This window comes from Nocardioides sp. BGA-UO-ETr-FS32, from assembly GCF_059567905.1.
Window position 1 is genome coordinate 51,164 of sequence record NZ_JCAQOX010000015.1, and the last position, 25,507, is coordinate 76,670.

Genomic DNA, 25,507 nt, shown 5'->3' on the forward strand with positions numbered 1-25,507 from the left:
CCAGTCCGTAGGCTGCCCCGCTATGACGCGCGTGCACGCCTTCTCCGCCGACGACGCCCTGGCCGACCTCGACGCCACCGGCCTGGTGGCCGCGCTCCGGGCGGGGGAGGTCACGGTGCCCGAGGTGGTCGACGCGGCCATCGCGCGCACCGAGCGGGTCGACGCCGCCCTCGGCGCCGTCGCGTACGCCGCCTACGACCGGGCGCGCGCGGAGGCGAGGAACCCGCGCGGGGGCTGGTTCGCCGGGGTGCCGACCTTCGTCAAGGACAACGTCGACGTGGCAGGGATGCCGACCCAGCACGGCGCGGACGCGTTCACGGCCCGGCCCGCCCGGGCCGACGGCGACTTCGCCCGGATGTACCTCGCCACCGGGCTGATCCCGCTGGGGAAGACCCAATTGTCCGAGTTCGGCTTCTCGGGCGCGGCCGACCACGTACGCCTCGGCCCGGTGCGCTCGCCGTGGAACCCCGACCACTACGCCGGCGCCTCCTCCGCGGGGTCCGCCGCGCTGGTCGCCGCCGGGGCGGTGCCCATCGCCCACGCCAACGACGGCGGCGGCTCGATCCGGATCCCCGCGGCCGTCAACGGCCTCGTCGGGCTCAAGCCCACCCGAGGCCGCCTCGCCCAGGACCGGATCATGCGCGAGATGCCCGTGCGCATCGTCTCCGACGGCGTGCTGACCCGCAGCGTCCGCGACACGGCCGCGTTCTACCGCGAGGCCGAGAAGATCTGGCGCAACCCGCTCCTCGCGCCGGTGGGCGACATCACCCGCCCCGGCCGCGCGCGGCTGCGGGTCGCGGTGGTCACCCAGGGCATCGGCCGCGACTGCAGCCCCGAGGTGCGCGAGCTCACCCTCGCCACCGCCGCGCTGCTGGAGTCGCTCGGCCACCACGTCGAGGAGGTCGACAACCCGGTCCCGGCGAGCTTCCCCGACCACTTCGTGCGCTTCTGGTCGCTCCTCGCCTACGTGATCGCCAAGCGCGGTCGCAAGGACTACGGAGACACCTTCGACCCCACCAGGCTCGACAACCTCACCCTCGGCCTGGCCAGGCACGCGGCGCGCAACCTGCACAAGCAGCCGTTCTCGATCGCGGTGCTGCGTCGCTCCCAGCACCTCGCGGCCCGGCACCGGGCGGCGTACGACATCACCCTCACGCCCACCCTGGCCACCGAGACGCCGCGCGTCGGGCACCTCCGACCGGACCAGGACTACGAGGAGCTCATGGGCCGGCTGATGGACTGGGTGGCGTTCACGCCGCTCCAGAACGCCACCGGCGAGCCGGCGATCTCGCTGCCCCTCGCGACCACCGCCAGCGGGCTCCCGCACGGCATGATGCTGGGTGCCGGAGCCGGTCGCGAGGCGCGCCTGCTGGGGCTCGCCTACGAGCTCGAGGAGGCGGTCGGCTGGCCCCGGATCCAGGGGGCCGCAGAGGCCGGATGAGGCCGCGCCCGAGTCGATTTCTCATCGTGGCGGGGCGTGTGTATCGTTCTCCGTCGTTGCCCCTTTAGCTCAGTCGGCAGAGCGTCTCCATGGTAAGGAGAAGGTCTACGGTTCGATTCCGTAAAGGGGCTCTGGGTCGGGTCTCCTCCGGGAGCCCCCGACCTCCGCGGCGGGGTAGCTCAGGTGGTTAGAGCACACGGCTCATAATCGTGGTGTCGCGGGTTCGAGTCCCGCCCCCGCTACCGCCAGTCCAGCAGCTCCACCCCGCACCACCCGCCAACGCAAAGGTTCTCCCATGGCCAGCAAGTCTTCTGACGTTCGCCCCAAGATCACGCTCGCGTGCACGGAGTGCAAGGAGCGCAACTACATCACGAAGAAGAACCGTCGCAACGACCCCGACCGCATCGAGCTGAAGAAGTTCTGCCCGCGCTGCCGCGCGCACACGGCTCACCGCGAGACCCGCTGACGCTTCTCCTCCCCGTCTCCGACCCGTCCGACTCCTCGGACGGGTCGTTGCGTGTTCGAGGGGGGTCGGGTCTCGGACGCTAGGGTCGACGTATGCCTGTCGACCCCTCGCTGGTGGGGCGTGAGTTCCCCGCGCCGGCGCCCCTGACCGTGACCTCCGAGCGGGTCGCCGCCTTCACGGCGGCCGTCGGCCACCCCGGCGGCGACGTGCCGCCGACCTTCCCGATCGTCCTCGCCTTCGACGCGATGATGGCGTTCCTCGACGCCGAGGCGATCGACCTGCACCGCATCGTCCACGGCGAGCAGCGCTTCGCCTACGTACGCCCGCTGGCGGTCGGCGACGAGCTCAGCGCGACGCTGACCGTGACCGGCCTGCGCCAGATCGGCGGCGCCGACATCATCGCCACGACCAGCGAGCTCACCGACACGACCGGCGCCGTCGTGTGCACCGGCAAGGCAACCCTCGTCCACTCGTCCGGAGCGGAGACAGCCCAGTGACCACCCAGCTCGCCGCCGGCGACGCCCTCGGGCCGTCGACCTTCACCGTCACCCGCGCCGACCTCGTCGCCTACGCCGACGCCAGCGGCGACCACAACCCGATCCACCAGGACGAGGACGTCGCCCGCAGCGTCGGCCTGCCCGGTGTCATCGCCCACGGCATGTTCACCCTCGCACTGGTCGGCCGCGCCGTCGCCGAGTGGACCGACGGCGCCGAGGTGGTGGACCTCGGCGCGAAGTTCACCAGCCCCGTCGTCGTGCCCGCCGAGGGCGGGGCCGAGGTGGTCGTGGGCGGCACCGTGAAGTCCGTCGCCGACGGCCTCGTCACGCTCGCCCTCGAGGTCACCTGCGGCGGCCAGAAGGTGCTCGGCATGCCCAAGGCGGTCGTGCGCGAGGCGGTCGTGCGTGGCTGAGCTGCTCGGCCCGCACACCTCGCTCCGCCTCGGCGGTCCGGCCGGCCGCTGGGTCGAGGCGCGGACCGAGGAGGAGCTGGTGGCGGCCGTGTCCGCCGCCGACGAGCGCGGCGAGCCCGTCCTCGTCCTCGGTGGCGGCTCCAACCTCGTCGTCGCCGACGACGGCTTCCCCGGCACCGTCGTCCACGTCGCCACCCGCGGGGTGGCCCCCGACGTCGACGCCTCCGGCGACCCGTCCTGCTCGGGCGCGACCGTCACCGTGGCTGCGGGCGAGACCTGGGACGACGTCGTCGCGCAGGCCGTCCAGCGGGGCTGGGTCGGCGTCGAGGCGCTGTCGGGGATCCCCGGCTCGGTCGGCGCCACCCCTATCCAGAACGTCGGCGCCTACGGCCAGGACGTCTCCCAGACGATCGCCCGGGTCCGCGTGTGGGACCGCGTGCTGCGCGGCGTACGCACCTTCCCGGCGAGCGAGTGCGGCTTCGGCTACCGCAGCAGCCGCTTCAAGGCCGACCCGGGCCGCCACGTCGTCCTCGACGTCACCTTCCAGTTCCGCCAGGGCACGCTGGGCGCGCCCGTGGCGTACGCCGAGCTGGCGCGGGCGCTCGGCGTGGCCGAGGGCGCGCGGGCGCCGCTGGCGGACGTCCGCGAGGCGGTGCTCGCGCTGCGGCGCGGCAAGGGCATGGTCCTCGACGCCGCCGACCACGACACGTGGAGCGCGGGCTCGTTCTTCACCAACCCGTTCCTCACCCCCGAGCAGGCGGCCGCCCTGCCCGACGGCGCGCCGCGGTGGGAGCAGCCCGACGGCACGTGGAAGTCCAGCGCCGCCTGGCTCATCGAGCACGCCGGCTTCGGCAAGGGCTACAAGAGCCCCGCGGCGGGGGAGCGGGTGCAGCTGTCGACCAAGCACACCCTGGCCCTCACCAACCGCGGCGACGCCACCACCGAGGAGCTCCTCACGCTCGCGCGCGAGGTGCGCGACGGCGTGCGCGAGCGCTTCGGCGTCACCCTCGTCAACGAGCCCGTGACGGTCGGCTGCTCCCTCTGACCCGTCTCGTGCGCCCTCCGGGTCAGGCGAGCCAGGCGGCGATGTCACGCCTGGCCGCGGCGACGACGTCCGACGGGGCGCGCGAGGCCTCGAACGACATCTCCGCCAGCCGCGCCAGCGTGGCGTCGTCGAGGTCGTGCGCGGCGCGCATCGTGGCGTACTGGCCCGCGAGCCGCGAGCCGAACAGCAGCGGGTCGTCGGCCCCGAGGGCCACCGTCGCGCCCGCGGCCAGCAGCTGCGGGAGCGGCACCGACGTGAGGTCGGAGTAGACGCCGAGCGAGACGTTGGAGGTCGGGCACACCTCGAGCGCGACGCCGGCGGCGACGATGCGCTCGAGCAGTGCGGGGTCCTCGACGCTGCGTACGCCGTGGCCGAGGCGGTGCGCGCCGAGGCTGTCGAGGCACTGCCGGACGTGGTCGGGGCCGCGCAGCTCGCCACCGTGGGGGACCAGCAGCAGGTCCGCCTGACGGGCGATCCGGAACGCGCCCTCGAAGTCGGCCGTGGTGCCGCGGCGCTCGTCGTTGGAGAGCCCGAAGCCGACCACCCCGCGGCCGGCGTACTGCGCGGCGAGACGCGCGAGCGTACGGGCGTCGAGGGGGTGCCGGGTGCGGTTGGCGGCGACGACGACGGCGATCGCGAGGCCGGTGCGCTCGGAGGCGTCGCGCACGCAGTCGAGGACCAGGTCGGTGAAGGCGGTGATCCCGCCGAACCTGGCGGCGTAACCGCTCGGGTCGACCTGGATCTCCAGCCACCGTCCGCCGTCGCGGACGTCGTCCTCGGCGGCCTCGACCACCAGCCGGCGCACGTCCTCGGGCGTACGCAGCACCGAGCGCGCCACGTCGTAGAGGCGCTGGAACCGGAACCAGCCCTTCTCGTCCGCGGCGCTGAGCTGCGGCGGCCAGTCCTCGACGAGCGAGTCGGGCAGCACGATGCCGTCCCGCTCGGCGAGCTCGAGGAGCGTGCCGTGCCGCATCGAGCCGGTGAAGTGCAGGTGCAGGTGGGCCTTGGGCAGCCGGGACACGTCACGCAGGGGTCGTACGCCGCCCGCCCCCGTTGCCGTCATGCCCCGCATCGTAGGCAGGGGTGACCACCTCGGTTCGACGCGGGCTGGATCAGCCCCGTATGCTTCCCGATTGGTGGTTTCGCCACATGCTTCGGCATGCCCCCAGCGATGGGACTGAGACCGCCGAAGGGCACTAGCTCAACTGGCAGAGCATCGGTCTCCAAAACCGAAGGTTGGGGGTTCAAGTCCCTCGTGCCCTGCGAGGAATCACTGCACCAGCAACACGCACAGCAACAACGAGAAGGTGGATGACGTGGCCGACGGCAACGCGGTTCAGGACCGGCGCGACTCGCGCGGCGACGACCGTGGGCGCACCAGCCCCGCCACGTTCCTGCGCCAGGTGGTGGCCGAGCTCCGCAAGGTGGTGTGGCCCACCCAGCAGCAGCTCATCACCTACTTCTTCGTCGTGCTGGTCTTCGTCGTCGTGGTGATGGCGATCGTGACGCTGCTCGACCTGGCTTTCGGAAAGCTGGTCTTCGAGGTCTTCACCGGCAGCAACACCCAGTGACGACACGGCAGTGACCCACCGCTCGTGAATCCCGCCGGGTGATCCCGGCCCCGGTCCCGGAGACCGGCCCAGCAACGACGTACGGAGTGAGACGTGTCTGAGAACAATGACGTGGACCAGGTCGACGACCAGGTCGAGTCCCTCGACGAGGCGACCCCGGAGGACGCCTCCGCGGACTCCGTCGCGGACACCGAGGACGACGCCCGCGACGACGCCGCCGAGGCCCAGGACGACACCGTGACCGACGAGCTCGACGGTGCTGAGACCGTCGAGTCCGACGAGGACGCAGACGCCGAGACCGTCGAAGGGGAGGGCGAGACCGAGTCCGCCGACGCCGAGCAGAACGACCCCCTCGAGGCCTTCCGCCGCGAGCTGTGGGCCAAGCCGGGCGACTGGTTCGTGGTGCACACCTACTCGGGCATGGAGAAGCGGGTCAAGCACAACCTCGAGAACCGCATCATCTCCCTCAACATGGAGGACTACATCCACGAGATCGTGGTCCCCACCGAGGAGGTCGCGGAGATCAAGAACGGCCAGCGCAAGATGGTCACCCGCACCGTGCTCCCCGGCTACGTCCTGGTCCGCATGGACCTCACCGACGAGTCCTGGTCGGCCGTGCGCCACACGCCGTCGGTCACCGGCTTCGTGGGCCACAGCCACCAGCCCGTGCCGCTGAGCATGAGCGAGGTCGAGGACATGCTCGCGCCGGCCGTCGTGGCCGTCGCCGAGGCCGAGGCCGCCGCCTCGGGCGAGAAGGGCTCCTCCACCACCCCGCGCAAGCCGGTCGAGGTCGCCGACTTCGACGTCTCCGACTCCGTCATGGTGGTCGACGGCCCGTTCGCCACGCTCCACGCGACGATCACCGAGATCAACGCCGAGTCGCAGCGCGTCAAGGCGCTCGTCGAGATCTTCGGCCGCGAGACCCCGGTCGAGCTCTCCTTCTCGCAGATCCAGAAGGTCTGACGATTTCCGTCCGCCTGCTCGTCGGGCCGACAATGCAGTAGCGACAACCCGTGGCAGGGGGCAGGTGCCCTCGTCATGACCACACGAGAGAAAGTAGAAGGCAATGCCTCCCAAGAAGAAGATCGCCGCACTGGTCAAGGTGCAGCTGCAGGCCGGCTCGGCCACCCCGGCCCCGCCGGTCGGTACGGCGCTCGGTCCGCACGGCGTCAACATCATGGACTTCTGCAAGGCCTACAACGCCCAGACCGAGTCCATGCGCGGCAACGTGATCCCCGTCGAGATCACCATCTACGAGGACCGCTCGTTCGAGTTCATCACCAAGACCCCGCCGGCCGCCGAGCTCATCAAGAAGGCTGCCGGTCTCTCCAAGGGCTCCGGCGTCCCGCACAAGGAGAAGGTCGGCAAGCTGACCAAGGACCAGGTCCGCGAGATCGCGACCACCAAGCTGCCCGACCTCAACGCCAACGACATCGACGCGGCCATGAAGATCGTCGAGGGCACTGCGCGCTCGATGGGCGTCACGACCGACTGACACGTGGGAGAGCCGCGCTGGCTCGCTAACCACATCCTTCGCACCAGAGAAACGAGAAGACCATGCAGCGCAGCAAGACCTACCGCGCGGCGGCAGAGCAGTTCGACAAGGACGAGCTCTATGCCCCGCTGGCCGCCATCAAGATCGCCAAGGGCGGCTCCAAGAAGAAGTTCGACGAGACCCTCGACGTCGTCATGCGCCTGGGTGTCGACCCGCGCAAGGCCGACCAGATGGTCCGCGGCACCGTCAACCTCCCGCACGGCACCGGCAAGACCGCCCGCGTCCTCGTGTTCGCGAACGCCGACAAGGCCGACGCCGCCCGTGAGGCCGGCGCCGAGTTCGTCGGTGGCGACGAGCTGATCGAGAAGGTCGCCGGCGGCTGGCTCGACTTCGACGCCGTCGTGGCCACGCCCGACATGATGGGCAAGGTCGGTCGCCTCGGCCGCGTCCTCGGCCCCCGCTCGCTCATGCCGAACCCCAAGACCGGCACGGTGACCCCCGACGTCGCCAAGGCCGTCACGGACATCAAGGGCGGCAAGATCGAGTTCCGCGTCGACCGGCACGCCAACCTGCACTTCATCATCGGCAAGGCGTCCTTCTCCGAGGTCCAGCTCGCAGAGAACTACGCCGCCGCCCTCGAAGAGGTGCTGCGTCTGAAGCCGGCCAGCTCCAAGGGTCGCTACATCAAGAAGATCACCGTCTCCACGACGATGGGCCCCGGCATCCAGGTCGACCCCAACCGCACCAAGAACGTCGCTTCCGAGGACGAGGCCGTCCAGGCCTGATCCCCGCAGCCGCAACGGCCCGGTCGCCCCTCCACGGGGCGGCCGGGCCGTTTGGCTGTGGAAGCATCGGGTAGAACCTCCCCAGGCAAGCAGCCGCCGGCTCGTCGCACCACTCGTCCCAGGAGACACACATGCGCGTCACGTCCCTCGCCCGCCGCCTCGGCTCCGCCGCCCTGGTGCTGACCATGGGAGCCGGACTTGCTGCGTGCAGCGACGACTCCGGCTCCGCCGACTCGAGCACGGCGACCGACGAGAGCGCGGACGCGACCGAGGAGTCCGCGGACGACTCCGCGGAGGAGCCCGACGAGGCGGCGGAGTCGTCGCTCGCCGAGCTGTCCGCAGCGGACTTCTACCCGTCGGTCATGGCGGCGCTGCAGGACGCCGAGACCTTCGCCTTCGAGACCACCTCCGACACCGGCGGCCGGACGCAGACGATGTCCGGAACGGCTCGCTTCAGCGACGAGGGCGTCGAGATGCAGGCCACCGGCACCGGCGCGCAGGCCATGGACATGATCCTGCTCGGCCAGGCGATGTACATGAAGTCTCCCGACCTCGGCACGGGCGACAAGTGGCTCAAGATCGACCTGAGCGACCCCAGCTCGCTGTTCGGGATGATCGGCAAGGCGACCGACCCCGAGGTCATGTTCAAGGCGATGGAGACCCCCAAGAAGCTCGAGCTCGTCGGTTCCGAGGAGGTCGACGGCGTCGAGACCAACCACTACCGGATCACGCTCGACCCCGCCCAGTACCTCGAGGCGATGGAGTTCCCCGCCGCGATGGCCGACATGCTCCCCAAGGAGCTGGTGACCGAGATGTGGGTCGACGCCGACAACCTGCCGCGCAAGTTCGCCCAGACCACCGAGGTCCCGGCGATGGGCGGCGGCCAGCCCACGACCTCGACCACCGAGGGCACCTACTCCGACTTCGGCACCGACGTCGAGATCGAGGAGCCCCCGGCCAGCGAGGTCACCGAGCAGCCGGGACTGTGACGACCAGCCTTCGGCTCACTCCCGGAAGACCCGCTCGTCGATCAGCTGCTCCTTGACCTCACTGCCCTCGGGCTCGTAGCGGCCCTGGTCGAACCGGGTCCGGTACTGGAGCACGGCCCCGTCGCGGCCGAACCGGTTCTTCTCCACCGTCAGCACGGCGTACTCCCGGAACCGCTCGGCGTTGCCGAGGTCGTAGGTCAGGTGGTGGCGGGCGACGATGTCGAACTTGTTGTTGAGCACCAGCACCACGTCGGCCTCGTACGCCAGGGCGCTGGACCCGCGCAGGTCGTTGGCGCGCATCCGCTTGCCGGAGCGCAGCGCCTCCTTCTCCGCGGCGGCGATGGCCAGGACCGGGGCGCTGATGTCGATGGCGAGGTCCTTGAGGCCCTCCACGATCTGGGTCGTGCTGGACTCCTCGTCGTCGTGGCTGGTCTTCACCTTCTGCAGGTAGTCGACGATCACCAGCGGGGTCGTGCCCGACAGCTCGCGCACGGCCGTGATGGCGGCCTCGATGGCGGAGAGGTCCGTACGCGTGCCGGTCGAGCGGTGCACGAACAGCATCTCGGAGTAGTGCGACACCTTGGCCAGCGCCTCGACGCCGGCGGGCACCGACTCCAGCCGGTGCTCGAGCGAGCTCACCCACAGGTCGTCGAAGATCGACCGGATGCTGTTGACTCGCACCTGGTCGGAGTCGTCGAGCTCGCCCGCCTCCATGGCGAGGAGCTTCTGGGTGAGGTCCTCGGCATCGTGCTCGTAGGAGAAGTAGATGACCGGGCGGCCGGTCGCGGCGTTGTTGCGCGCGACCTGCAGCGCGAAGGTCGACTTGCCGAGGCCCTGGGGGCCGGCGAGGAGGACGAGCGAGCCCGCGCGCATCCCGCCGCCGATGATCGGATCGAGGCCCGTGAAGCCGGTCTTCCACACCCGCCCGGCGGCGTTGCGTCCGGTGAGCATGCGTTCGTCGCTGCGAGCCAGGGAGGCCCCTACGGTCATGAGCTGGTGGTCCACGCGACCATGGAACCAGTGATGGGTGCCCGCCGGGTGCCGATTGCACGGTTTGCCCCGGCCGACCGCGCCGATTTGTCGGCTCCGCACGGTGGCGCGTACAGTTCCCACTCGAAACCAGAGACCGCAGGTTGTCATGAGCTCCACGCTCGTGACCGAAGGTCCGCAGCAGCGGGCGGCCGGCGCAGGTGACAGAGCAGAGCGGAACATCCCGCCCCACGCCCTGAGCCTGTGCTCAGGGCGTTCGTCGTCTGTGGGCCCGACGCCGGTGGTCAACCCCGGAAGGAGACCCATGGCGCGGCCAGAGAAGACTGCCGCCGTTGCAGAGATCGTTGAGTCCTTCAACGACTCCGCCGGCGCTGTGCTGACCGAGTACCGCGGGCTCACCGTGAAGCAGCTGCAGGACCTGCGGCGCGCCCTCGGCGAGAACGCCAACTATGCCGTGGTCAAGAACACGCTGGCCAAGATCGCCGCCACTGAGGTGGGCATCGAAGGCTTCGACGACCTGTTGACCGGCCCCACCGCCATCGCCTTCATCAATGGAGACGTGGTCGAGGCCGCCAAGGGTCTGCGTGACTTTGCCAAGGCCAACCCCGCCCTTGTCATCAAGGGTGGAGTCCTGGACGGCAAGCCGCTCGACGCTGCAGAGGTCGCCAAGCTGGCCGACCTCGAGTCGCGTGAGGTGCTGATGGGCAAGCTGGCGGGCGCAATGCTCGCCTCGCTGTCCCAGGCCGTCTACCTGCTCAACGCGCCGATCGCCCAGGCCGCCCGTCTCGCGGGTGCGCTGCAGGCCAAGGCCGAGCAGGACCCCACGATCCTCGCAGGTGGTGCCGGCGCGCCGGCCGCTGCCGAGGACGCCCCGGCGGAGGAGGCCACCCCCTCGGAGGGAGCCGCCGAGCCCGAGGCGACCGACGAGGCTGCCGAGCCGGCAGCCGAGTCCACCGACGCCTGAGCCCAGGCCGACGTACACCACCTGAAACCCGGCACGACCGCACGACGCGGACGGGCCACACACGGAAGGAACCGCCACCATGGCGAAGCTCAGCACCGACGAGCTCCTTGACGCGTTCAAGGAGATGACCCTGATCGAGCTCTCCGAGTTCGTCAAGCAGTTCGAGGACACCTTCGGCGTGACCGCCGCCGCCCCCGTCGCCGTGGCCGCCGCCCCGGCCGCCGGTGGCGCTGCCGGTGGCGACGCCGCCGCCGAGGAGAAGGACGAGTTCGAGGTTGTCCTCGAGGCCGCCGGCGACAAGAAGATCAACGTCATCAAGGAGGTGCGCGCCCTGACCTCCCTCGGTCTGAAGGAGGCCAAGGACCTCGTCGAGGCCGCCCCCAAGACGATCCTCGAGAACGCCACCAAGGAGGCCGCGGACAAGGCCAAGGAGGCCCTCGAGGCCGCCGGCGCCACCGTCACGGTCAAGTGACGATCCGCTAGTCGCTCCACGAGGGGCGGTCACCGTGAGGTGGCCGCCCCTCGTGTCATTTCGGGCCACCTCCTGCCCTGTCGCGCGGGGGCGGCAGCCACTAGAGTGAGCGGGTCTGGATGCGCATCACGAAACGAGTTGCTCCATGCGCAACAAGAGAACCACGGCGACTCTCGTCCGGCTGCTCGAGAACGCCCGCTACGAGGTGCTGCCCACCGCGTCCACGGAGGACAAGGTCCTCGAGCACCTGGCGCGCGACCGCACCGTCACCGTCACCGCCTCGCCCACCAAGGGGCTGGAGGCCACGCTCGACCTGGCCGAGCGCCTCGCCGGCCACGGCTACGCCACCGTGCCGCACCTCGCCGCCCGCATGGTCTCCGGTCGTGACGAGCTGGCCGAGATCGCCGAGCGGCTGCACGGCAAGGGCATCACGAGCGTGTTCGTCCCCGGTGGCGATGCCGAGGCCGTCGGTGACTACCCCGATGCACTCGCGCTGCTCGAGGACCTGAAGGAGCTGGGCTCGCCGTTCGCCCACGTCGGGATCACCGGCTATCCCGAGTCGCACCCGACCATCCACGACGACCTCACGGTGCAGTCCATGTGGGACAAGCGCCGCTATGCCACCCACATCGTCAGCAACCTCACCTTCGACCCGGCCGTGGTGCGCGACTGGGTGCGCCGGCTGCGCGCCCGCGGGGTCACCATGCCGCTGCTCGTCGGCATCCCCGGGCCGGTCGAGAGGGCCAAGCTGCTCGGCATGGCGACCAGGATCGGCGTCGGCGAGTCGACGAAGTTCCTCGCCAAGAACAAGGGGGTCTTCGCCCGCCTCGCTGCGCCGGGCGGGTTCACCGGCGAGAGGTTCCTCGAGAGGTGCGCGCCGGCGCTCGGGGAGGACGGGGCCCTCGTGGAGGGCCTGCACGTCTTCACCTTCAACCAGATCGGCGAGACCGAGGCCTGGCGCACCGACATGCTCGAGCGCCTGCGAGACGGCCACGCGCGATAGTTCGGGACGTTGTGGGGGCGTACGCGACCGTCCACCTACCAGTTCGTCCCGAACTACCCCGCCACGAGGGCCGCGAGGGCCCGCTCCAGGCCCTGGTCGCCGGTCTCGACCACGGTGAGGGGGAGCCCGATGGTGTCGGCGGCCTGCTCTGCGAGGACCTGCAGCTCGTCGTCGGGCGACTGGGCCAGCCAGACCACCCGGGTGTAGTTGCCGAAGTAGGCCTCGCGCAGCTCGGGGTGTCGGTCGAGCCCCATCTCCTGGACCACGGTGCGCGCGAACGAGCGCACGAGGAAGTCGGTCAGCAGGTAGGTGCCGGGCTGCTCGTCGAAGAACCGCTCGAGGCGCGACGCCCCGGCGTACACGTCGTAGCAGTGCAGGCCCGGGAGCCGCTCCACCCCGAGGTCGCGGCACACCTCGTCGAGGGCGCCGTACGTGCCGCAGTCGGCGTAGCCGATGACGACGCGGCCGTACGACTCCGCGAGCCGCTCGGCCAGGGTGCGCACCTCGTCGGCGATCCGCCCGGGGTGGTTGTGGAGCAGCGGGGGCAGCGGGTGCACGTCGACCGGCCAGCCGCGGCGTACGACGACCTCGGCGGCTGGCTGGGCGATGGCGCCGCAGGCGACCAGCGCGACCCGCTCAGAACGAGAGCTGCTCGACGAAGGCGTCGTTGAAGTCGGGGCGGTCGGAGAGCTCGACATAGTGCACCTCCTCCAGCAGCGCCAGCGCGCCGGCCCGCTCGCGCACGGACAGCAGGGCCATCTTCGCCCCTTCGCCAGCGACGTTGCCGGCCGCGACGATCCGCAGCACGGGCAGCCGGGGGACCAGGCCGATGCGGACGGCCGAGGCGGGGGAGAGGTAGCTGCCGAACGACCCGGCGAGCAGCACCTGCTGGATGTCGCGGTGCTCCAGCCCGAGCTCCTCCAGCAGCAGCGACCATCCCGTGGAGATCGCGGCCTTGGCGAACTGGAGCTCGCGGACGTCGCGCTGCGAGAGGTAGACGCACTCGGCCGGCTCGGTGTCGGCCGTGGGCCGGTGCAGGAGGAAGACACGCTCCTCCCCGACGAGCGAGAGCCGGTCGGCGAGCGCGGGGGCGATCTCCTTGGCCTCCTCGTCGGGCACGAGCCGACCGCTGGCGTCGAGCAGCCCGACCCGGACGAGCTCGGCCACCGCGTCGACCAGCCCCGAGCCGCAGAGCCCCCGGGGCTCGACGTCACCGATGACCCCGAGCGTGACGGAGACGTCCGGCTCCTCCGCGTGCGCGTCGACCTTGACGACCTCGATCGCCCCGTCGGCGGCGCGCATGCCGCAGCGGATCGCGCCGCCCTCGAAGGCCGGGCCGGCAGGGGCGGCGGTGGAGAGGAGCGTCTCGCCGTCGCTCAGCACGATCTCGCAGTTGGTGCCGACATCGATGAACAGCCGCGTGCGCTTGTCGCGGTCCATGCCGGTCGCGAGCATGCCGGCGACGATGTCGCCACCGACGTAGGCCCCGAGGGCAGGGAAGAAGAACGCCCGGGCCCGCGGGTGCAGGTTCAGCCCGATCTCGGACGCCAGGACGGTCGGTGGCTGCGCGGCCGACATGACGAACGGCGCGACCCCCAGCGGCTCGGGGTCGATGCCGAGGACCAGGGCGGTCATCGTGGCGTTGCCGGCGACCGCGACCTCGTAGACGTCGCTGGGGTCGACCCCGGCCTCGCGGCACACGCGACCGGCCAGGTCGGCCAGCGTGGCGCCGGCTGCCTGCTGGAGGCGGCCGAGCGCGGCGGGGTCCATCATCGTGGCGCTGATGCGGGTGATCACGTCGCCGCCGAAGGGTTGCTGCGCGTTGAGCGTCGAGGCGACGGCGAGCGGGGTGCCGGTGCTGACGTCGAGGAGGGTGCCGACGACCGTCGTGGTGCCGAGGTCGAAGGCGATGGCGTAGCGGATCGCCGTCGTGTCGCCCGGCTCCACGTCGACCAGCGCCTCGTCGAGGATGACGGCGGTGACCTTGAAGTCGGCGGAGCGCAGCACCGTCGAGAGCCGGCGCAGGACGTGGAGGTCCGCGGTGAGCTCGAGGTCGTCGATGGCGTCGGTGAGCCGGACGAGGTCGGTGCGCTGGTCCGACAGGGTCGCCTCGGTGAGCTCGACGTAGCGCTTCTGGAGGGCCGGACGCAGGATGACCTGCCGGCCGATGCCGACAGTCGCGGCCTTGGGGCGCGTGGTCAGCGGCGGGACCTCGACGGACAGGTCGCGGGTCGCGTGGAGGAGGCAGCCCAGCCGCCAGCCGGCCGAGAGCTGGTCGGCGGTGAAGGTGCGTACGTCGTGGCGGGTGACCGGCACATCGGCGTCGGAGGTGACCTGGATCCGGCACTTGTGGCAGGTGCCGTGGCCGCCGCAGGTCGAGTCGATCGCGATGCCGTTCCACGAGGCGGCGTCGAAGACGGTCACCCCGGGCGGGACGCGTACGCCTCGCACCGTCGGCGGGACCTCGACGCCGTCGTCGGAGGTGCTGCGGACGGTGAAGGACAGGTCGACGCGACCGGTGCCGTCGTGGGTGGGCGGCTCGGCTCCCGGCCTCTCGATCAGGCCCTCGCGGGCGACGTCCGCGAGCGAGAAGTCCGGTCCGTCAGGAGGTCGGCTCATCGTGGTGCTCCCGCGCGGCTGTCGTCACGCGCCGTCCGCCGCCTGCTTGGCCCGGTGGGCGGAGATCCAGGCCATGCCCCAGTCGTCGTGGCCGAGGAAGAGGTCGGCGGCCTTGACCGCCTCCACCACCTGCGGGGTGCGGGTGTCCATGATCGCGCTCGTGAGGCCGGACACCATCGCCATCGGCAGCCAGGTGCCGTTGAGGGTGTGCCGCCCCGGCATGCCGAAGGACACGTTGGAGGCCCCGCAGGTCATGTTGACGCCGAAGTCGTCGCGGATGCGGCGCATCACCTCGAAGGTCACCAGGCTGGTCGTCGTGTCGGCGCCGATCGGCATGGCCAGCGGGTCGATCACGATGTCGGCCTGGGCGATGCCGTACTCCTGCGTGGCCACGCGGACGATCTTGGCGGTGAGGTCGAGGCGCTTGTCGGCCTCCATGGGGATCTCGTCGTGGTCGTTGGGCAGCGCGATCACCGCCGCGTCGTACTTCTTCACCAGCGGCAGGATCGCCTCCATGCGGTCGTCCTCGGCGGTGATCGAGTTGACCAGGGCTCGACCCTGGTAGACCGAGAGGCCGGCCTCGAGGGCCTCGACGACCGAGGAGTCGATGCAGATCGGCAGGTCGGTGAGCTCCTGCACCATCTGGATGGCCTTGGCCAGCAGCTCGGGCTCGTCGGTCAGGGGGACGCCCATGTTGATGTCGAGGACGTCGGCGCCGCCCTCCACCTGGGCCTTGACGTCGCGCTCGATCGCGGAGAAGTCGCCGGCGCGGAGCTGCTCCTGGAAGATCCGGCGACCGGTCGGGTTGATCCGCTCGCCGATGAGGGTGAAGCGGGTGTCGTGGCCGATGACGACCTCGCGCGAGGCGGAGCGCAGGACCGTACGGAGCGGCTCGGCGCTCATCAGGCGGGGACTTTCGTACGCTTCGCCTCGAGCAGGCTCTTGGCGCGCTTGACCGTCTGGGACGCGTCGGCGGCATAGCCGTCGGCGCCGACCGCGTCGGCGTACTCCTGGGTGACGGGGGCGCCGCCGACCATCACGATCACCTCGTTGCGGATGCCGGCCTTCTCGAGGGCGTTCATGTTGGCCTTGAACATCGGCATGGTGGTCGTCAGGAACGCGGAGAAGCCGACGATGTCGGGCTGGTGCTCCTCGATGGCGGCGACGAACTTCTCCGGCGCGACCTGCACGCCGAGGTCGATCACCTCGAAGCCTGCGCCCTCGAGCATGATGTTGACCAGGTTCTTGCCGATGTCGTGGACGTCGCCCTTGACGGTGCCCATCAGGAACTTGCCGACGGTCTCCACGCCGGTCTCCGCGAGGAGCGGTCGCAGGCGCTCCATCGCGCCCGCCATCGCGCGCCCGGCGATGAGCATCTCGGGGACGAAGAAGTCGCCGCGCTCGAAGCGCGCGCCGACCTCCTCCAGCGACGGGATCAGGGCGTCGAACAGCAGCGTCTGCGGCTCCATGTCGAGGGCGAGCCCCTCGTTGGTCAGGTCGAGCACGCGCGGGGCGTTGCCCACCAGCGTCTCGTCGTAGAGGGCCTGCAGGATGTCCTCGGGGGTCATGCGACCACTTCCTCGTTCTCCTCGGTGCGAGCGGTGCGGCTGGCGGGTGTCGGGCGGGCGGGACCGCGCAGCAGGGAGGACAGCGCGGCGGACTGGTCCAGCAGGCGGTGGCCGAGCTCGTCGAGCCGTTGCGCCAGCCGGGGGGTCGGGCCGGAGATCCCGAGCGAGGCGACGACGTCGCCGCGGATGTCGAAGACGGGGACGGCGATGCCGGTCAGCCCGATCTCGAGCTCGTCCTCGGTCAGCGCCCAGCCCCGCTGGCGCGAGCGCTCGCCGTCGCGACGTACGGCCTCGCGGTCCGGCAGCGTCGTCGGCGTGGGTCGCTCGAGCTCGCCCTCGGGGAGCTCCAGCGCACCCCACGCGAGGAGGACCTTGCCGAGGGCCGAGCAGTGGGCGGGCACCTCGATGTCGGTCCAGTCGCGGGTCCCGAGCAGGTAGGTCGAGTCGACCTGGGCCACCTGCACGACGCGGTCGCCGCGGGTGACGCTGAGGTGCACGGTCTCGCCGGTGTCGGCGCCGAGCCTGTCCATCACGGGGCGGGCGAGCCGCACCAGCTCCTCCCACGGGTCGTGGCGCGCGGCGTAGAGCCAGAAGAGCCGGCCCGCGACGTAGGACCCCGCCGGGTCGCGCTCCACCAGCCCCGAGCGCTCGAGGGCGGTGAGCAGGCGGGAGGTCGTCGACTTGGCGAGCCCGCTCGCGTCCTGGAGGTCGGCGAACGACAGCGGCTCGTCGGCGTGGACGACGGTGGCGACCAGGTCGGCGGCGCGGTCCAGCGCACGCGTGCCGGTGGCGGCCTCGCTCACGGCAGCTCCTTCGCTGGAGGGGTTCCCAGAGGTTCCATGATGTGGAACCGTGGTTCCACATCATGAGGCTAGAAGCCGTCGTGAGTCGAGGTCAAGGCCCCGGGCACGTCGGTGGGCGGCCGCTCCGACCCAGCCGGACCCAGGAGGACCCGTGTTCCGCAACACGATGCCGCGCTACGAGGTGCTGTCCGAGGACGCCATGGCCACCCTCGACCGAGGCTGGCGCAAGCTGATGACCGAGATCGGCGTGGAGTTCATGGACGACCGCGCCCTGGAGCTGTTCCGCAAGGCCGGCCAGCGGGTCGAGGGCAACACCGTCTTCCTCGACCCCGACTTCGTGCTCGAGCAGGTCGCCAAGGCGCCGAGGGAGTTCGACGTCCAGGCGCGCAACCCCGCCAACACCATCCACATCGGCGGCGACTCGATGGCCTTCGGCGCGGTCTACGGCCCGCCGTTCGTGCGGCAGGGGGCCGTACGCCGCGACGCCACGATGGAGGACTTCCGCAGCTTCACCAAGCTGGCGCAGTCCTTCGCCGTGCTCGACTCCGCGGGCGGCGTCATCTGCGAGCCCAACGACACCCCGCTCGACAGCCGCCACCTCGACATGACGTACGCCCTGCAGACGCTGACCGACAAGGTCTACATGGGCAACGTCGTCTCCGGGGTCAACGCAGCCGACACGATCGCGATGACCTCGATCCTGTTCGGCTCGCGCGAGGCCATCGAGGAGACGCCCGCGACGATCTCGCTCATCAACTGCAACTCGCCGCTGCGCTGGGACGACCGGATGCTGGAGGCGCAGTTCGAGTACTCCGCCGCGGGCCAGCCGGTCGTGCTGACGCCCTTCATCCTGATGGGCGCGATGTCGCCGGTCACGATCCCCGCGGCCCTCGTGCAGCAGATCGTGGAGGCCCTGTCGGGGATCGCGCTGTCCCAGCTGATCCGGCCCGGCACGCCGGTGATCTTCGGGTCGTTCCTCTCCAACATCGACATGCAGTCCGGCTCCCCGACCTTCGGCACGCCCGAGTCCGGGATCGGCCTGCTGTGCACCGGTCAGATCGCCCGGCACTTCGGCCTGCCCTTCCGCACCGGGGGCGGTCTGACCTCGTCACAGGTGGCCGACGCCCAGGCGGGCTACGAGGCGCTGATGACCCTGATGCCGACCTTCCTCGCCGGGGCCAACTGGGTGATGCACTCGGCCGGCTGGCTCGAGGGCGGCCTGGTCGCGGGCTACGAGAAGTTCATCGTCGACGTCGAGCTGCTCCAGATGCTGCGCCACGAGTTCACGCCGCTGGAGATCGACGAGGAGTCGATGGCGTTCGGCGCGCACGAGGAGGTCGGCCACGGAGGGCACTTCCTCGGCGCGATGCACACCATGGAGCGCTTCCGCACCTGCTTCTACCGGCCGCTGCTGTCGTCGTCGGAGAACTACGAGCGGTGGATGCGCAACGGGGGCCACGACGCCAACGAGCGCGCCACCGTGGCGTACCAGAAGACGCTGGAGGAGTACGAGCAGCCGGCCCTCGACGACGCCGTCCGCGAGGAGCTCGAGGACTACGTCATCCGCCGGAGGGCCGAGCTCGGCGACTGAACCGGGTCGCCTACGACAGGCCGAGGATCGTGCCGTCGTCGGCGAGGTCGATGCGCGCCGCGGACGGGTCGCGGGGCAGGCCGGGCATGGTCATCATGTCGCCGCAGACGACCACCACGAACCCGGCGCCGGCGGAGAGGCGTACCTCCCGCACGTGCAGCTCGTGGCCCGACGGCGCGCCCAGCGAGGCGGGGTCGGTCGAGAACGAGTACTGGGTCTTGGCGATGCAGACGGGCAGGCCGGAGTAGCCGTCGCGCTCGATGCGCTGGAGCCGGCGCCGCGCCTTGGCGTCCCAGGTCACGAGCCCCGCTCCGTAGAGGCGGGTGGCGATCGCCTCGACCTTGGCGGTCAGCGAGAGCTCGTCGTCGTAGGTGAAGGAGAACTCGTACGGGGACGGCTCGGCCAGCGTCGCGAGCACTCCCTCGGCGAGGCCCTTCGCGCCGTTGCCGCCGTCGGCGAAGTGGGTGGCGGGATAGGCGCGTACGCCCTCGTCGGCCACGAGCGCGACCACCCGGTCCACCTCGGTGTCGGTGTCGGTGGGGAAGCGGTTGACGGCCACCACGGCCGGGATGCCGTAGACGTCGCGGATGTTGGCGAGGTGTCGGCGCAGGTTGACCATGCCCGCCTCGACGGCCGCCACGTCCTCGCGCCCGAGGTCCTCCAGCGGCACGCCTCCGTGGTACTTCAGGGCGCGTACGGTCGCGACCACGACGGCCACGTCGGGACGCAGGCCGGACTTGCGGCACTTGATGTCGACGAACTTCTCCGCCCCCAGGTCTGCGCCGAAGCCCGCCTCGGTGACGACGATGTCGGCCAGCCGCAGCCCGGCGCGGGTCGCCATCACCGAGCTGCAGCCGTGGGCGATGTTGGCGAACGGCCCGCCGTGGACGAAGGCGGGGGCGCCCTCGAGCGTCTGGACCAGGTTGGGCGCGAGCGCGTCGCGCAGCAGCGCGGCCATCGCTCCCTCGGCGCCGAGGTCGCGCGCGGTCACCGGCGCCATCGCCCGGGTGTAGCCGATGACGATGTCGCCGATGCGCCGCTTGAGGTCCGCCCAGGACTCGGTGAGGCAGAAGATCGCCATCAGCTCGGAGGCCACCACGATGTCGAAGCCGTCCTCGCGGGGAAAGCCGTTGATGTGCCCGCCCAGCGCCACGACGACCTCCCGCAGGGCGCGGTCGTTGGTGTCCACGACGCGCTTCCAGGTCACGCTGCGCACGTCGATGTCGAGCTCGTTGCCGTGGTGCACGTGGTTGTCGATGAGGGCGGAGAGCAGGTTGTTGGCGGCGGCGATGGCGGCGAAGTCGCCGGTGAAGTGCAGGTTGATGTCGGTCATCGGCACGACCTGGCTCCAGCCGCCGCCGGCGGCGCCGCCCTTCATGCCGAAGACCGGGCCCATGGACGGCTCGCGCAGGCATGCCATGGCGCGGTGGCCCAGGCCGTGCAGCGCGTCGGTCAGTCCGACGGTGGTGGTGGTCTTGCCCTCGCCGGGCGGGGTCGGGGAGAGGGCGGTGACCAGGACGAGCCGGCCGAGCGGGCGGTCCGCCAGCGAGGTGAGGTAGCCGACGTCGACCTTGGCCTTGAAGTGGCCGTAGGGGACCAGGTGCTCCTCGCCGATCCCGAGCGTCTCCTCGGCGATCTCGCGGATGGGCCGCAGGACGGCGGCGTTGGCGATCTCGATGTCGGACTGCATGGCGGGCTCCTGGGCGGTGGTCGGTGGCGGTTGCTGCTGGCCCGGCGTCTCAGCGGAAGACGACGGTGCGCTCGCCGTTGAGCAGGACCCGCGACTCGCTGTGCCAGCGCACGGCCCGCGAGAGCACCTGCGCCTCCACGTCGCGTCCTGCCGAGACGAGCTGGTCCTGGTCGTAGCCGTGGTCCACGCGCAGGACGTCCTGCTCGATGATCGGCCCCTCGTCGAGGTCGCCGGTCACGTAGTGCGCGGTCGCGCCCACCAGCTTCACGCCACGGTCGAAGGCCTGGTGGTAGGGCCGGGCTCCCTTGAAGCTCGGCAGGAACGAGTGGTGGATGTTGATCGCGCGTCCGGACAGCCGGCGGCACAGGTCGTCGGACAGCACCTGCATGTAGCGGGCCAGGACGACGAGGTGGGTTCCGGTGTCGTCGACGAGCTGCATCAGGCGTGCCTCCGCCTCGGCCTTGGTGTCCGGGGTGACGGGGACGTGGTGGAACTCGATGCCGTACGAGCGCGCGAGCGCACCCGCGTCGGGGTGGTTGGACACGATGGCCGGGATCTCGATCTGCAGCGCGCCCGTGCTGGCGCGGAAGAGCAGGTCGTTGAGGCAGTGCAGGTGCTTGGACACCATGATCAGCGTGCGGTAGGGCGCGGTCGCGGCCCAGAGCTCGAACTGCATGCCGAAGTCCTCGGCGACACGTGCGAACGCCGAGCGGAGGTCGTCGGCGTCGGCCGCCGCCTCGGTGACGAAGGCGATCCGCATGAAGAAGCGGTCGGTGAGCCGGTCACCGAACTGCTGGCTCTCCACGATGTTGGCGCCGCGCTCGACCAGGAAGCCCGAGACGGCGTGCACGATGCCGGGTCGGTCGGGGCACGACAGGGTGAGGACGAACTCGGCTCCGGTGGGGCCGTGCGGCATGGTGTCTCCTGCAGCGAGAGGGGGTGTCGTCGAGCGCGTTGCTGTTGCGCTTGACGAAACGCAGTCTGCGATACGCAACAGTGACTGCGCTAGTGTCCCCCCATGGTGGACGTGGCCGACACCCGCGACCCGGGCGGGGATCACGCGCAGCCCAGCCCCGCCGTGACGGGCGCCGGCGTGCAGTCGGTCGACCGGGCGCTCGGCATCCTCGAGGTGCTGGCGCGCACCGGCGAGTCCGGGGTCACCGAGATCGCGCTGGAGCTGGGCGTGCACAAGAGCACGGCCTTCCGCCTGGTGGCGACGCTGGAGGCGCACCGGCTCGTGGAGCAGACCGCCGACCGCGGCCGCTACCGCCTCGGGGTCGGGATCCTGAGGCTCGCGGGCGCCACCACGGCCCGCCTCGACCTCGTGCAGGAGGCCCGGCCGATCGCGCGACAGCTCGCCGCGGACACCGGCGAGACCGTCAACATCGCCGTGCTCTCGGAGAGCTCGGCCCTCTACCTCGACCAGGTCGCCGGGTCGTCCGCGCTCCAGTCGCACAACTGGGTCGGCCAGCACATCCCGCTCCACGCGACCAGCAACGGCAAGGTGCTCCTCGCCGGTCTCGACGACGACGGCCTCGACGCGGTCCTCGGCACGCTCGCGACCTACACCTCGCGCACCATCACCCGCCTGCCCGAGCTGCGTGAGGAGCTGGTGCGCGTGGGCGAGCGGGGCTACGCCGTCGCGGTCGACGAGCTGGAGGTCGGGCTGACGGCGGTCGCGGCTCCCATCCGCAACGCGCACGGCGACGTGATCGCGTCGATGAGCGTGTCCGGTCCGTCCTTCCGGCTGCCGGAGGAGCAGGTCGAGGAGGTCGTACGCCTCGTGGTCGCGGCTGCGGTCGAGGTGTCCCACCGCCTGGGCTGGGGGCACCGCTGACCCGACGACCGGACCAGCCCAGACCTTGACGGCCGAACCCGGGCCGCAGGATCCTTCCGCACAGAGAGAGCGAGGCGAACGTGGCCGACCTGTACATCGACGGCAGCTGGATCCCGGCCCGCGGAGGTGGGCGGCGTGAGATCCGCTGCCCGGCTGACGGGTCCCTGGTCGCGGAGGTCGCCGAGGCGGACGCCGGCGACACCGAGCTGGCCATCGCTGCCGCCCACCGTGCCTTCCACGAGGGCCCGTGGCCCGGGTGGTCCAACCGGGAGCGGGGCGACCTGCTGCTGCGCGTCGCCGACCTGCTCGAGCGTGACAAGGACGCGATCGCGCGAGCGGAGTCCCTCGACACCGGCAAGCGGCTGGTCGAGAGCGGCTACGACGTCGACGACGTGGTGTCGGTGTTCCGCCACTTCGGCCACGCGGCCGACGGCGAGGGCGGCCGCGTCGTCGACACCGGCAACCCCGCCGTGGTGAGCCGGGTCGTGCACGAGCCCGTCGGCGTGTGCGGCCTGATCACGCCGTGGAACTACCCGTTGCTCCAGGTGGCGTGGAAGGTCGCGCCCTGCCTGGCGGCGGGCAACACCTTCGTCCTCAAGCCGAGCGAGATCACCCCGCACACCGCCATCCACCTCATGCGGGTGCTGGAGGAGGCGGGGGTCCCGGCGGGTGTGGCCAACCTGGTGCTGGGGGAGGGGCCGACCGCCGGAGCGCCGCTCTCGGAGGACCCGCGCGTGGACCTGGTGTCCTTCACCGGGGGCCTCGCGACCGGCAAGCGCATCATGGCCGCGGCGTCCGGCACGGTGAAGCGGGTCGCCCTCGAGCTCGGCGGCAAGAACCCCAACATCGTGTTCGCCGACGCCGACTACGACACCGCCCTCGACTTCGCGCTCACCGCGGTGTTCCTCCACTCCGGCCAGGTGTGCTCGGCCGGCGCGCGCCTCATCGTCGAGGAGTCCATCCACGACCGGTTCGTCGACGACCTCGTCGCCCGCGCCCGCGAGATCCGGCTGGGCGGTCCCTTCGACGAGACGGCCGAGACCGGCCCCCTCACCAGCGCCGCCCACCGCGAGAAGGTCGAGGCGTACGTCGCCGCCGGCCTCGCCGAGGGCGCGGTGCTGCGGTGCGGCGGCGCGCGCCCGGACGACCCCGCCCTCGCCGACGGGTTCTACTACCTGCCGACCGTGCTCGACGGGTGCACCAGCTCCATGAGCGTCACGCAGGAGGAGTCCTTCGGCCCTGTGCTCACCGTCGAGACCTTCGCCGACGAGGCCGAGGCCGTGCGGCTGGCCAACGACAGCATCTACGGGCTCGCGGGTGCGGTGTGGACGCAAGACTCGGGCAGGGGGCAGCGGGTCGCGGCCGGGCTGCGCATGGGCACGGTCTGGATCAACGACTACCACCCCTACGTCGCCCAGGCCGAGTGGGGCGGCTACAAGCAGTCGGGCATCGGCCGCGAGCTGGGCCGGGCGGGGCTCGACGAGTACCGCGAGACCAAGCACGTCTGGCACAACATCGCGCCGGAGCCGCAGCGCTGGTTCGGCGGGTCCTCGTCGTGACCAAGGCGTACGACTTCGTGATCGTCGGCGGCGGGTCGGCCGGGTGCGCCCTGGCCAACCGGCTCTCCGCCGACCCCGCGACGAGCGTCCTGGTGCTCGAGGCCGGACGCACCGACCGGTTCGACCCGCTGATCCACGCGCCCGCCGCCCTGCCCTTCCCGATCGGCAACTCGCTCTACGACTGGAAGTACGAGTCCGAGCCGGAGCCGGCGATGGGAGGCCGGCGCATCTACCACGCGCGCGGCAAGGTGCTGGGCGGCTCCTCGTCGATCAACGGCATGATCTTCCAGCGGGGCAACCCGATGGACTACGAGCGCTGGGCCGCCGAGCCCGGCATGGAGGCCTGGGACTACCGGCACTGCCTGCCCTACTTCCGCCGCATGGAGTCACTGGTCCTGCCCGACGGACAGGTCGGCGCCGACCCCTGGCGCGGCGGGTCGGGCCCCTTGCGCCTCGAGCGCAGCCCGGCGCTCAACCCCCTCTTCAGCGCCTTCTTCGAGTCCGCCCAGCAGGCCGGCTACCCGCTGACCGACGACGTCAACGGCTACCGCCAGGAGGGGTTCGGTCGCTTCGACCGCAACATCGTCAACGGCGTACGCATGTCCGCCGCGCGGGCCTACCTGCACCCGGTGATGGGCCGCAAGAACCTCACGGTCGAGACCTACGCGCACGCCACGCGCGTGCGCTTCGAGGGCAGGCGGGCCGTCGGCGTGGAGTACCTCCGCGCCGGGCGCAAGCACGAGTACGCCGCGGCCGGCGAGGTGGTCCTGTGCGGCGGGGCGATCAACTCACCGCAGCTGCTGCAGCTCTCCGGCGTCGGCAACCCCGAGCACCTCCGGCCCCTCGGCATCGAGATGGTCCACGACCTGCCGGGGGTGGGGGAGAACCTCCAGGACCACCTCGAGGTCTACATCCAGCACGCCTGCCTGCAGCCGGTGTCGATCGTCGAGGGCCTCAAGTGGCACAACCGCCCGCTCGTCGGCCTGGAGTGGCTGTTCAAGCGGACGGGCACGGCGGCGTCCAACCACTTCGAGGGCGGCGGGTTCTGCCGGTCCAACGAGGACGTCGACTGGCCCAACCTGATGTTCCACTTCCTCCCGATCGCGATCCGCTACGACGGGTCGCCCCCGGAGGGCCAGGACCGCTACGCCCACGGCTACCAGGTCCACATCGGCCCGATGTACGCCGACACCCGCGGGTGGGTGCGGATCGCGTCGAGCGACCCGCGGCAGAAGCCCAGGATGCTCTTCAACTACCTCTCCACGCCCAACGACCGCCGCGAGTGGGTCGAGGCGGTGCGGGTGGCCCGGACCATCCTGGGCCAGCCCGCCCTCGCGCCGTTCAACGGCGGCGAGCTGTCGCCGGGCAGCGAGGTGGAGACCGACGAGGAGATCCTCGAGTGGGTCCGCAAGGACGCCGAGACCGCGCTGCACCCCTCGTGCACGGCGCGCATGGGCACCGACGAGCAGTCGGTGACCGACCCGGGGAGCATGCAGGTCCACGGCACGGAGGGTCTGCGGGTCGTCGACGCGAGCGTGTTCCCGTTCGTCACCAACGGCAACATCTACGCCCCGGTGATGATGGTCGCCGAGAAGGCCGCCGACCTGATCCTCGGCAACACCCCGCTCCCGCCGGCCGACGTGCCCTACTACCGTCACCGCGACCAGTCCCCGCTCTACCCGCCGGGGGACCCCCGCAACGCCACGTGA

26 protein-coding genes and 3 tRNA genes are annotated in these 25,507 nt (G+C 71.2%); 20 read left to right on the forward strand and 9 right to left on the reverse strand.

The window, feature by feature from the left end; genetic code table 11:
* Window positions 1–22: 22 nt before the first annotated feature.
* The 7 genes from AC57BS_RS13775 (at window position 23) to AC57BS_RS13805 (ending at window position 3,862) form a co-directional block, all read left to right on the forward strand.
* Entirely contained in the window at window positions 23–1,441 is a 1,419-nt protein-coding gene (locus AC57BS_RS13775; protein WP_496412021.1) for an amidase, read from the forward strand.
* A 58-nt stretch (window positions 1,442–1,499) separates the two neighbouring features.
* Window positions 1,500–1,572, forward strand: a tRNA-Thr gene (locus AC57BS_RS13780).
* Between the two features lie 37 nt (window positions 1,573–1,609).
* A tRNA-Met gene (locus tag AC57BS_RS13785) sits at window positions 1,610–1,683 on the forward strand.
* A 53-nt stretch (window positions 1,684–1,736) separates the two neighbouring features.
* On the forward strand, window positions 1,737–1,907 hold the full coding sequence (rpmG, locus tag AC57BS_RS13790; RefSeq protein WP_056602159.1) for a 50S ribosomal protein L33: 171 nt from the start codon (window positions 1,737–1,739) through the stop codon (window positions 1,905–1,907).
* A 92-nt stretch (window positions 1,908–1,999) separates the two neighbouring features.
* Window positions 2,000–2,404, forward strand: coding sequence for an FAS1-like dehydratase domain-containing protein (locus AC57BS_RS13795; RefSeq protein WP_496412022.1), 405 nt, complete (start codon window positions 2,000–2,002; stop codon window positions 2,402–2,404).
* A complete protein-coding gene (locus AC57BS_RS13800; protein WP_496412023.1) occupies window positions 2,401–2,817 on the forward strand; it encodes a MaoC/PaaZ C-terminal domain-containing protein in 417 nt (138 codons plus the stop codon). The genes AC57BS_RS13795 and AC57BS_RS13800 overlap by 4 nt, the downstream gene beginning before the upstream one ends.
* Window positions 2,810–3,862: a UDP-N-acetylmuramate dehydrogenase gene (locus AC57BS_RS13805; RefSeq protein WP_496412024.1), complete on the forward strand. Its 1,053-nt coding sequence runs from the start codon at window positions 2,810–2,812 to the stop codon at window positions 3,860–3,862. The genes AC57BS_RS13800 and AC57BS_RS13805 overlap by 8 nt, the downstream gene beginning before the upstream one ends.
* Before the next feature lie 22 nt (window positions 3,863–3,884).
* Here AC57BS_RS13805 and AC57BS_RS13810 read toward each other — a convergent pair whose 3' ends face one another.
* Complete coding sequence (locus tag AC57BS_RS13810) at window positions 3,885–4,925, reverse strand: adenosine deaminase (RefSeq protein WP_496412025.1); 1,041 nt, start codon at window positions 4,923–4,925, stop codon at window positions 3,885–3,887.
* Window positions 4,926–5,052: 127 nt separating this feature from the next.
* Here AC57BS_RS13810 and AC57BS_RS13815 point away from each other — a divergent pair.
* The 6 genes from AC57BS_RS13815 to AC57BS_RS13840 all read left to right on the forward strand — a co-directional run bounded on the left by AC57BS_RS13815 (window position 5,053) and on the right by AC57BS_RS13840 (window position 8,702).
* Window positions 5,053–5,125 (forward strand) — tRNA-Trp (locus AC57BS_RS13815).
* A gap of 53 nt (window positions 5,126–5,178) precedes the next feature.
* Window positions 5,179–5,433, forward strand: a complete 255-nt coding sequence (secE, locus tag AC57BS_RS13820) for a preprotein translocase subunit SecE (protein ID WP_135837166.1) — start codon at window positions 5,179–5,181, stop codon at window positions 5,431–5,433.
* 93 nt (window positions 5,434–5,526) lie between these two features.
* Window positions 5,527–6,396: a transcription termination/antitermination protein NusG gene (gene nusG / locus AC57BS_RS13825; RefSeq protein ID WP_496412026.1), complete on the forward strand. Its 870-nt coding sequence runs from the start codon at window positions 5,527–5,529 to the stop codon at window positions 6,394–6,396.
* Between the two features lie 103 nt (window positions 6,397–6,499).
* The gene (rplK, locus tag AC57BS_RS13830) at window positions 6,500–6,928 is read left to right on the forward strand and encodes a 50S ribosomal protein L11 (protein ID WP_091198593.1); all 429 of its coding nucleotides are present in this window, start codon (window positions 6,500–6,502) and stop codon (window positions 6,926–6,928) included.
* A 62-nt stretch (window positions 6,929–6,990) separates the two neighbouring features.
* Window positions 6,991–7,713 carry a 50S ribosomal protein L1 gene (gene rplA, locus AC57BS_RS13835; protein WP_496412027.1) on the forward strand — a complete coding sequence of 241 codons (723 nt, stop codon included), beginning with the start codon at window positions 6,991–6,993 and terminating at the stop codon, window positions 7,711–7,713.
* A 131-nt stretch (window positions 7,714–7,844) separates the two neighbouring features.
* A complete protein-coding gene (locus AC57BS_RS13840) occupies window positions 7,845–8,702 on the forward strand; it encodes an SCO4651 family lipoprotein (RefSeq protein WP_496412028.1) in 858 nt (285 codons plus the stop codon).
* Between the two features lie 15 nt (window positions 8,703–8,717).
* On the opposite strand, the gene AC57BS_RS13845 is transcribed toward AC57BS_RS13840, so the two are convergent.
* The gene (locus AC57BS_RS13845; protein ID WP_496412029.1) at window positions 8,718–9,707 is read right to left on the reverse strand and encodes a DnaB-like helicase C-terminal domain-containing protein; all 990 of its coding nucleotides are present in this window, start codon (window positions 9,705–9,707) and stop codon (window positions 8,718–8,720) included.
* 289 nt (window positions 9,708–9,996) lie between these two features.
* Here AC57BS_RS13845 and rplJ point away from each other — a divergent pair, with 289 nt between their 5' ends.
* The 3 genes from rplJ (at window position 9,997) to AC57BS_RS13860 (ending at window position 12,131) form a co-directional block, all read left to right on the forward strand.
* Window positions 9,997–10,656, forward strand: a complete 660-nt coding sequence (rplJ, locus tag AC57BS_RS13850) for a 50S ribosomal protein L10 (RefSeq protein WP_496412030.1) — start codon at window positions 9,997–9,999, stop codon at window positions 10,654–10,656.
* Between the two features lie 79 nt (window positions 10,657–10,735).
* Window positions 10,736–11,128 carry a 50S ribosomal protein L7/L12 gene (rplL, locus tag AC57BS_RS13855; protein WP_129456211.1) on the forward strand — a complete coding sequence of 131 codons (393 nt, stop codon included), beginning with the start codon at window positions 10,736–10,738 and terminating at the stop codon, window positions 11,126–11,128.
* A 145-nt stretch (window positions 11,129–11,273) separates the two neighbouring features.
* Window positions 11,274–12,131, forward strand: a complete 858-nt coding sequence (locus tag AC57BS_RS13860) for a methylenetetrahydrofolate reductase (RefSeq protein ID WP_496412031.1) — start codon at window positions 11,274–11,276, stop codon at window positions 12,129–12,131.
* A 53-nt stretch (window positions 12,132–12,184) separates the two neighbouring features.
* Here AC57BS_RS13860 and AC57BS_RS13865 read toward each other — a convergent pair whose 3' ends face one another.
* From AC57BS_RS13865 to AC57BS_RS13885, 5 genes are read right to left on the reverse strand one after another with little or no spacing between them, the layout of a single operon-like run.
* A complete protein-coding gene (locus AC57BS_RS13865; protein WP_496412032.1) occupies window positions 12,185–12,829 on the reverse strand; it encodes a DUF1638 domain-containing protein in 645 nt (214 codons plus the stop codon).
* On the reverse strand, window positions 12,768–14,750 hold the full coding sequence (locus tag AC57BS_RS13870; RefSeq protein WP_496412033.1) for an ASKHA domain-containing protein: 1,983 nt from the start codon (window positions 14,748–14,750) through the stop codon (window positions 12,768–12,770). Before AC57BS_RS13870 ends, AC57BS_RS13865 begins: the two co-directional genes overlap by 62 nt.
* Before the next feature lie 24 nt (window positions 14,751–14,774).
* Window positions 14,775–15,653, reverse strand: coding sequence for a dihydropteroate synthase (locus tag AC57BS_RS13875; RefSeq protein WP_496412034.1), 879 nt, complete (start codon window positions 15,651–15,653; stop codon window positions 14,775–14,777).
* A complete protein-coding gene (locus tag AC57BS_RS13880) occupies window positions 15,653–16,318 on the reverse strand; it encodes a corrinoid protein (protein ID WP_496412035.1) in 666 nt (221 codons plus the stop codon). The genes AC57BS_RS13875 and AC57BS_RS13880 overlap by 1 nt, the downstream gene beginning before the upstream one ends.
* Window positions 16,315–17,121: an IclR family transcriptional regulator gene (locus AC57BS_RS13885; protein WP_496412036.1), complete on the reverse strand. Its 807-nt coding sequence runs from the start codon at window positions 17,119–17,121 to the stop codon at window positions 16,315–16,317. Before AC57BS_RS13885 ends, AC57BS_RS13880 begins: the two co-directional genes overlap by 4 nt.
* 49 nt (window positions 17,122–17,170) lie before the next feature.
* On the opposite strand from AC57BS_RS13885, the gene AC57BS_RS13890 reads away from it, so the two are divergent.
* Entirely contained in the window at window positions 17,171–18,712 is a 1,542-nt protein-coding gene (locus AC57BS_RS13890; RefSeq protein WP_496412037.1) for a trimethylamine methyltransferase family protein, read from the forward strand.
* Window positions 18,713–18,722: 10 nt separating this feature from the next.
* On the opposite strand, the gene AC57BS_RS13895 is transcribed toward AC57BS_RS13890, so the two are convergent.
* Entirely contained in the window at window positions 18,723–20,402 is a 1,680-nt protein-coding gene (locus AC57BS_RS13895) for a formate--tetrahydrofolate ligase (protein WP_496412038.1), read from the reverse strand.
* Window positions 20,403–20,451: 49 nt separating this feature from the next.
* The gene (gene purU, locus AC57BS_RS13900; RefSeq protein WP_496412039.1) at window positions 20,452–21,318 is read right to left on the reverse strand and encodes a formyltetrahydrofolate deformylase; all 867 of its coding nucleotides are present in this window, start codon (window positions 21,316–21,318) and stop codon (window positions 20,452–20,454) included.
* A 102-nt stretch (window positions 21,319–21,420) separates the two neighbouring features.
* Here purU and AC57BS_RS13905 point away from each other — a divergent pair, with 102 nt between their 5' ends.
* From AC57BS_RS13905 to betA, 3 genes are all read left to right on the forward strand, one after another.
* Window positions 21,421–22,239, forward strand: coding sequence for an IclR family transcriptional regulator (locus AC57BS_RS13905; protein ID WP_496412040.1), 819 nt, complete (start codon window positions 21,421–21,423; stop codon window positions 22,237–22,239).
* An 80-nt stretch (window positions 22,240–22,319) separates the two neighbouring features.
* The gene (locus AC57BS_RS13910) at window positions 22,320–23,798 is read left to right on the forward strand and encodes an aldehyde dehydrogenase family protein (RefSeq protein ID WP_496412041.1); all 1,479 of its coding nucleotides are present in this window, start codon (window positions 22,320–22,322) and stop codon (window positions 23,796–23,798) included.
* Window positions 23,795–25,507 carry a choline dehydrogenase gene (betA, locus tag AC57BS_RS13915; RefSeq protein ID WP_496412042.1) on the forward strand — a complete coding sequence of 571 codons (1,713 nt, stop codon included), beginning with the start codon at window positions 23,795–23,797 and terminating at the stop codon, window positions 25,505–25,507. Before AC57BS_RS13910 ends, betA begins: the two co-directional genes overlap by 4 nt.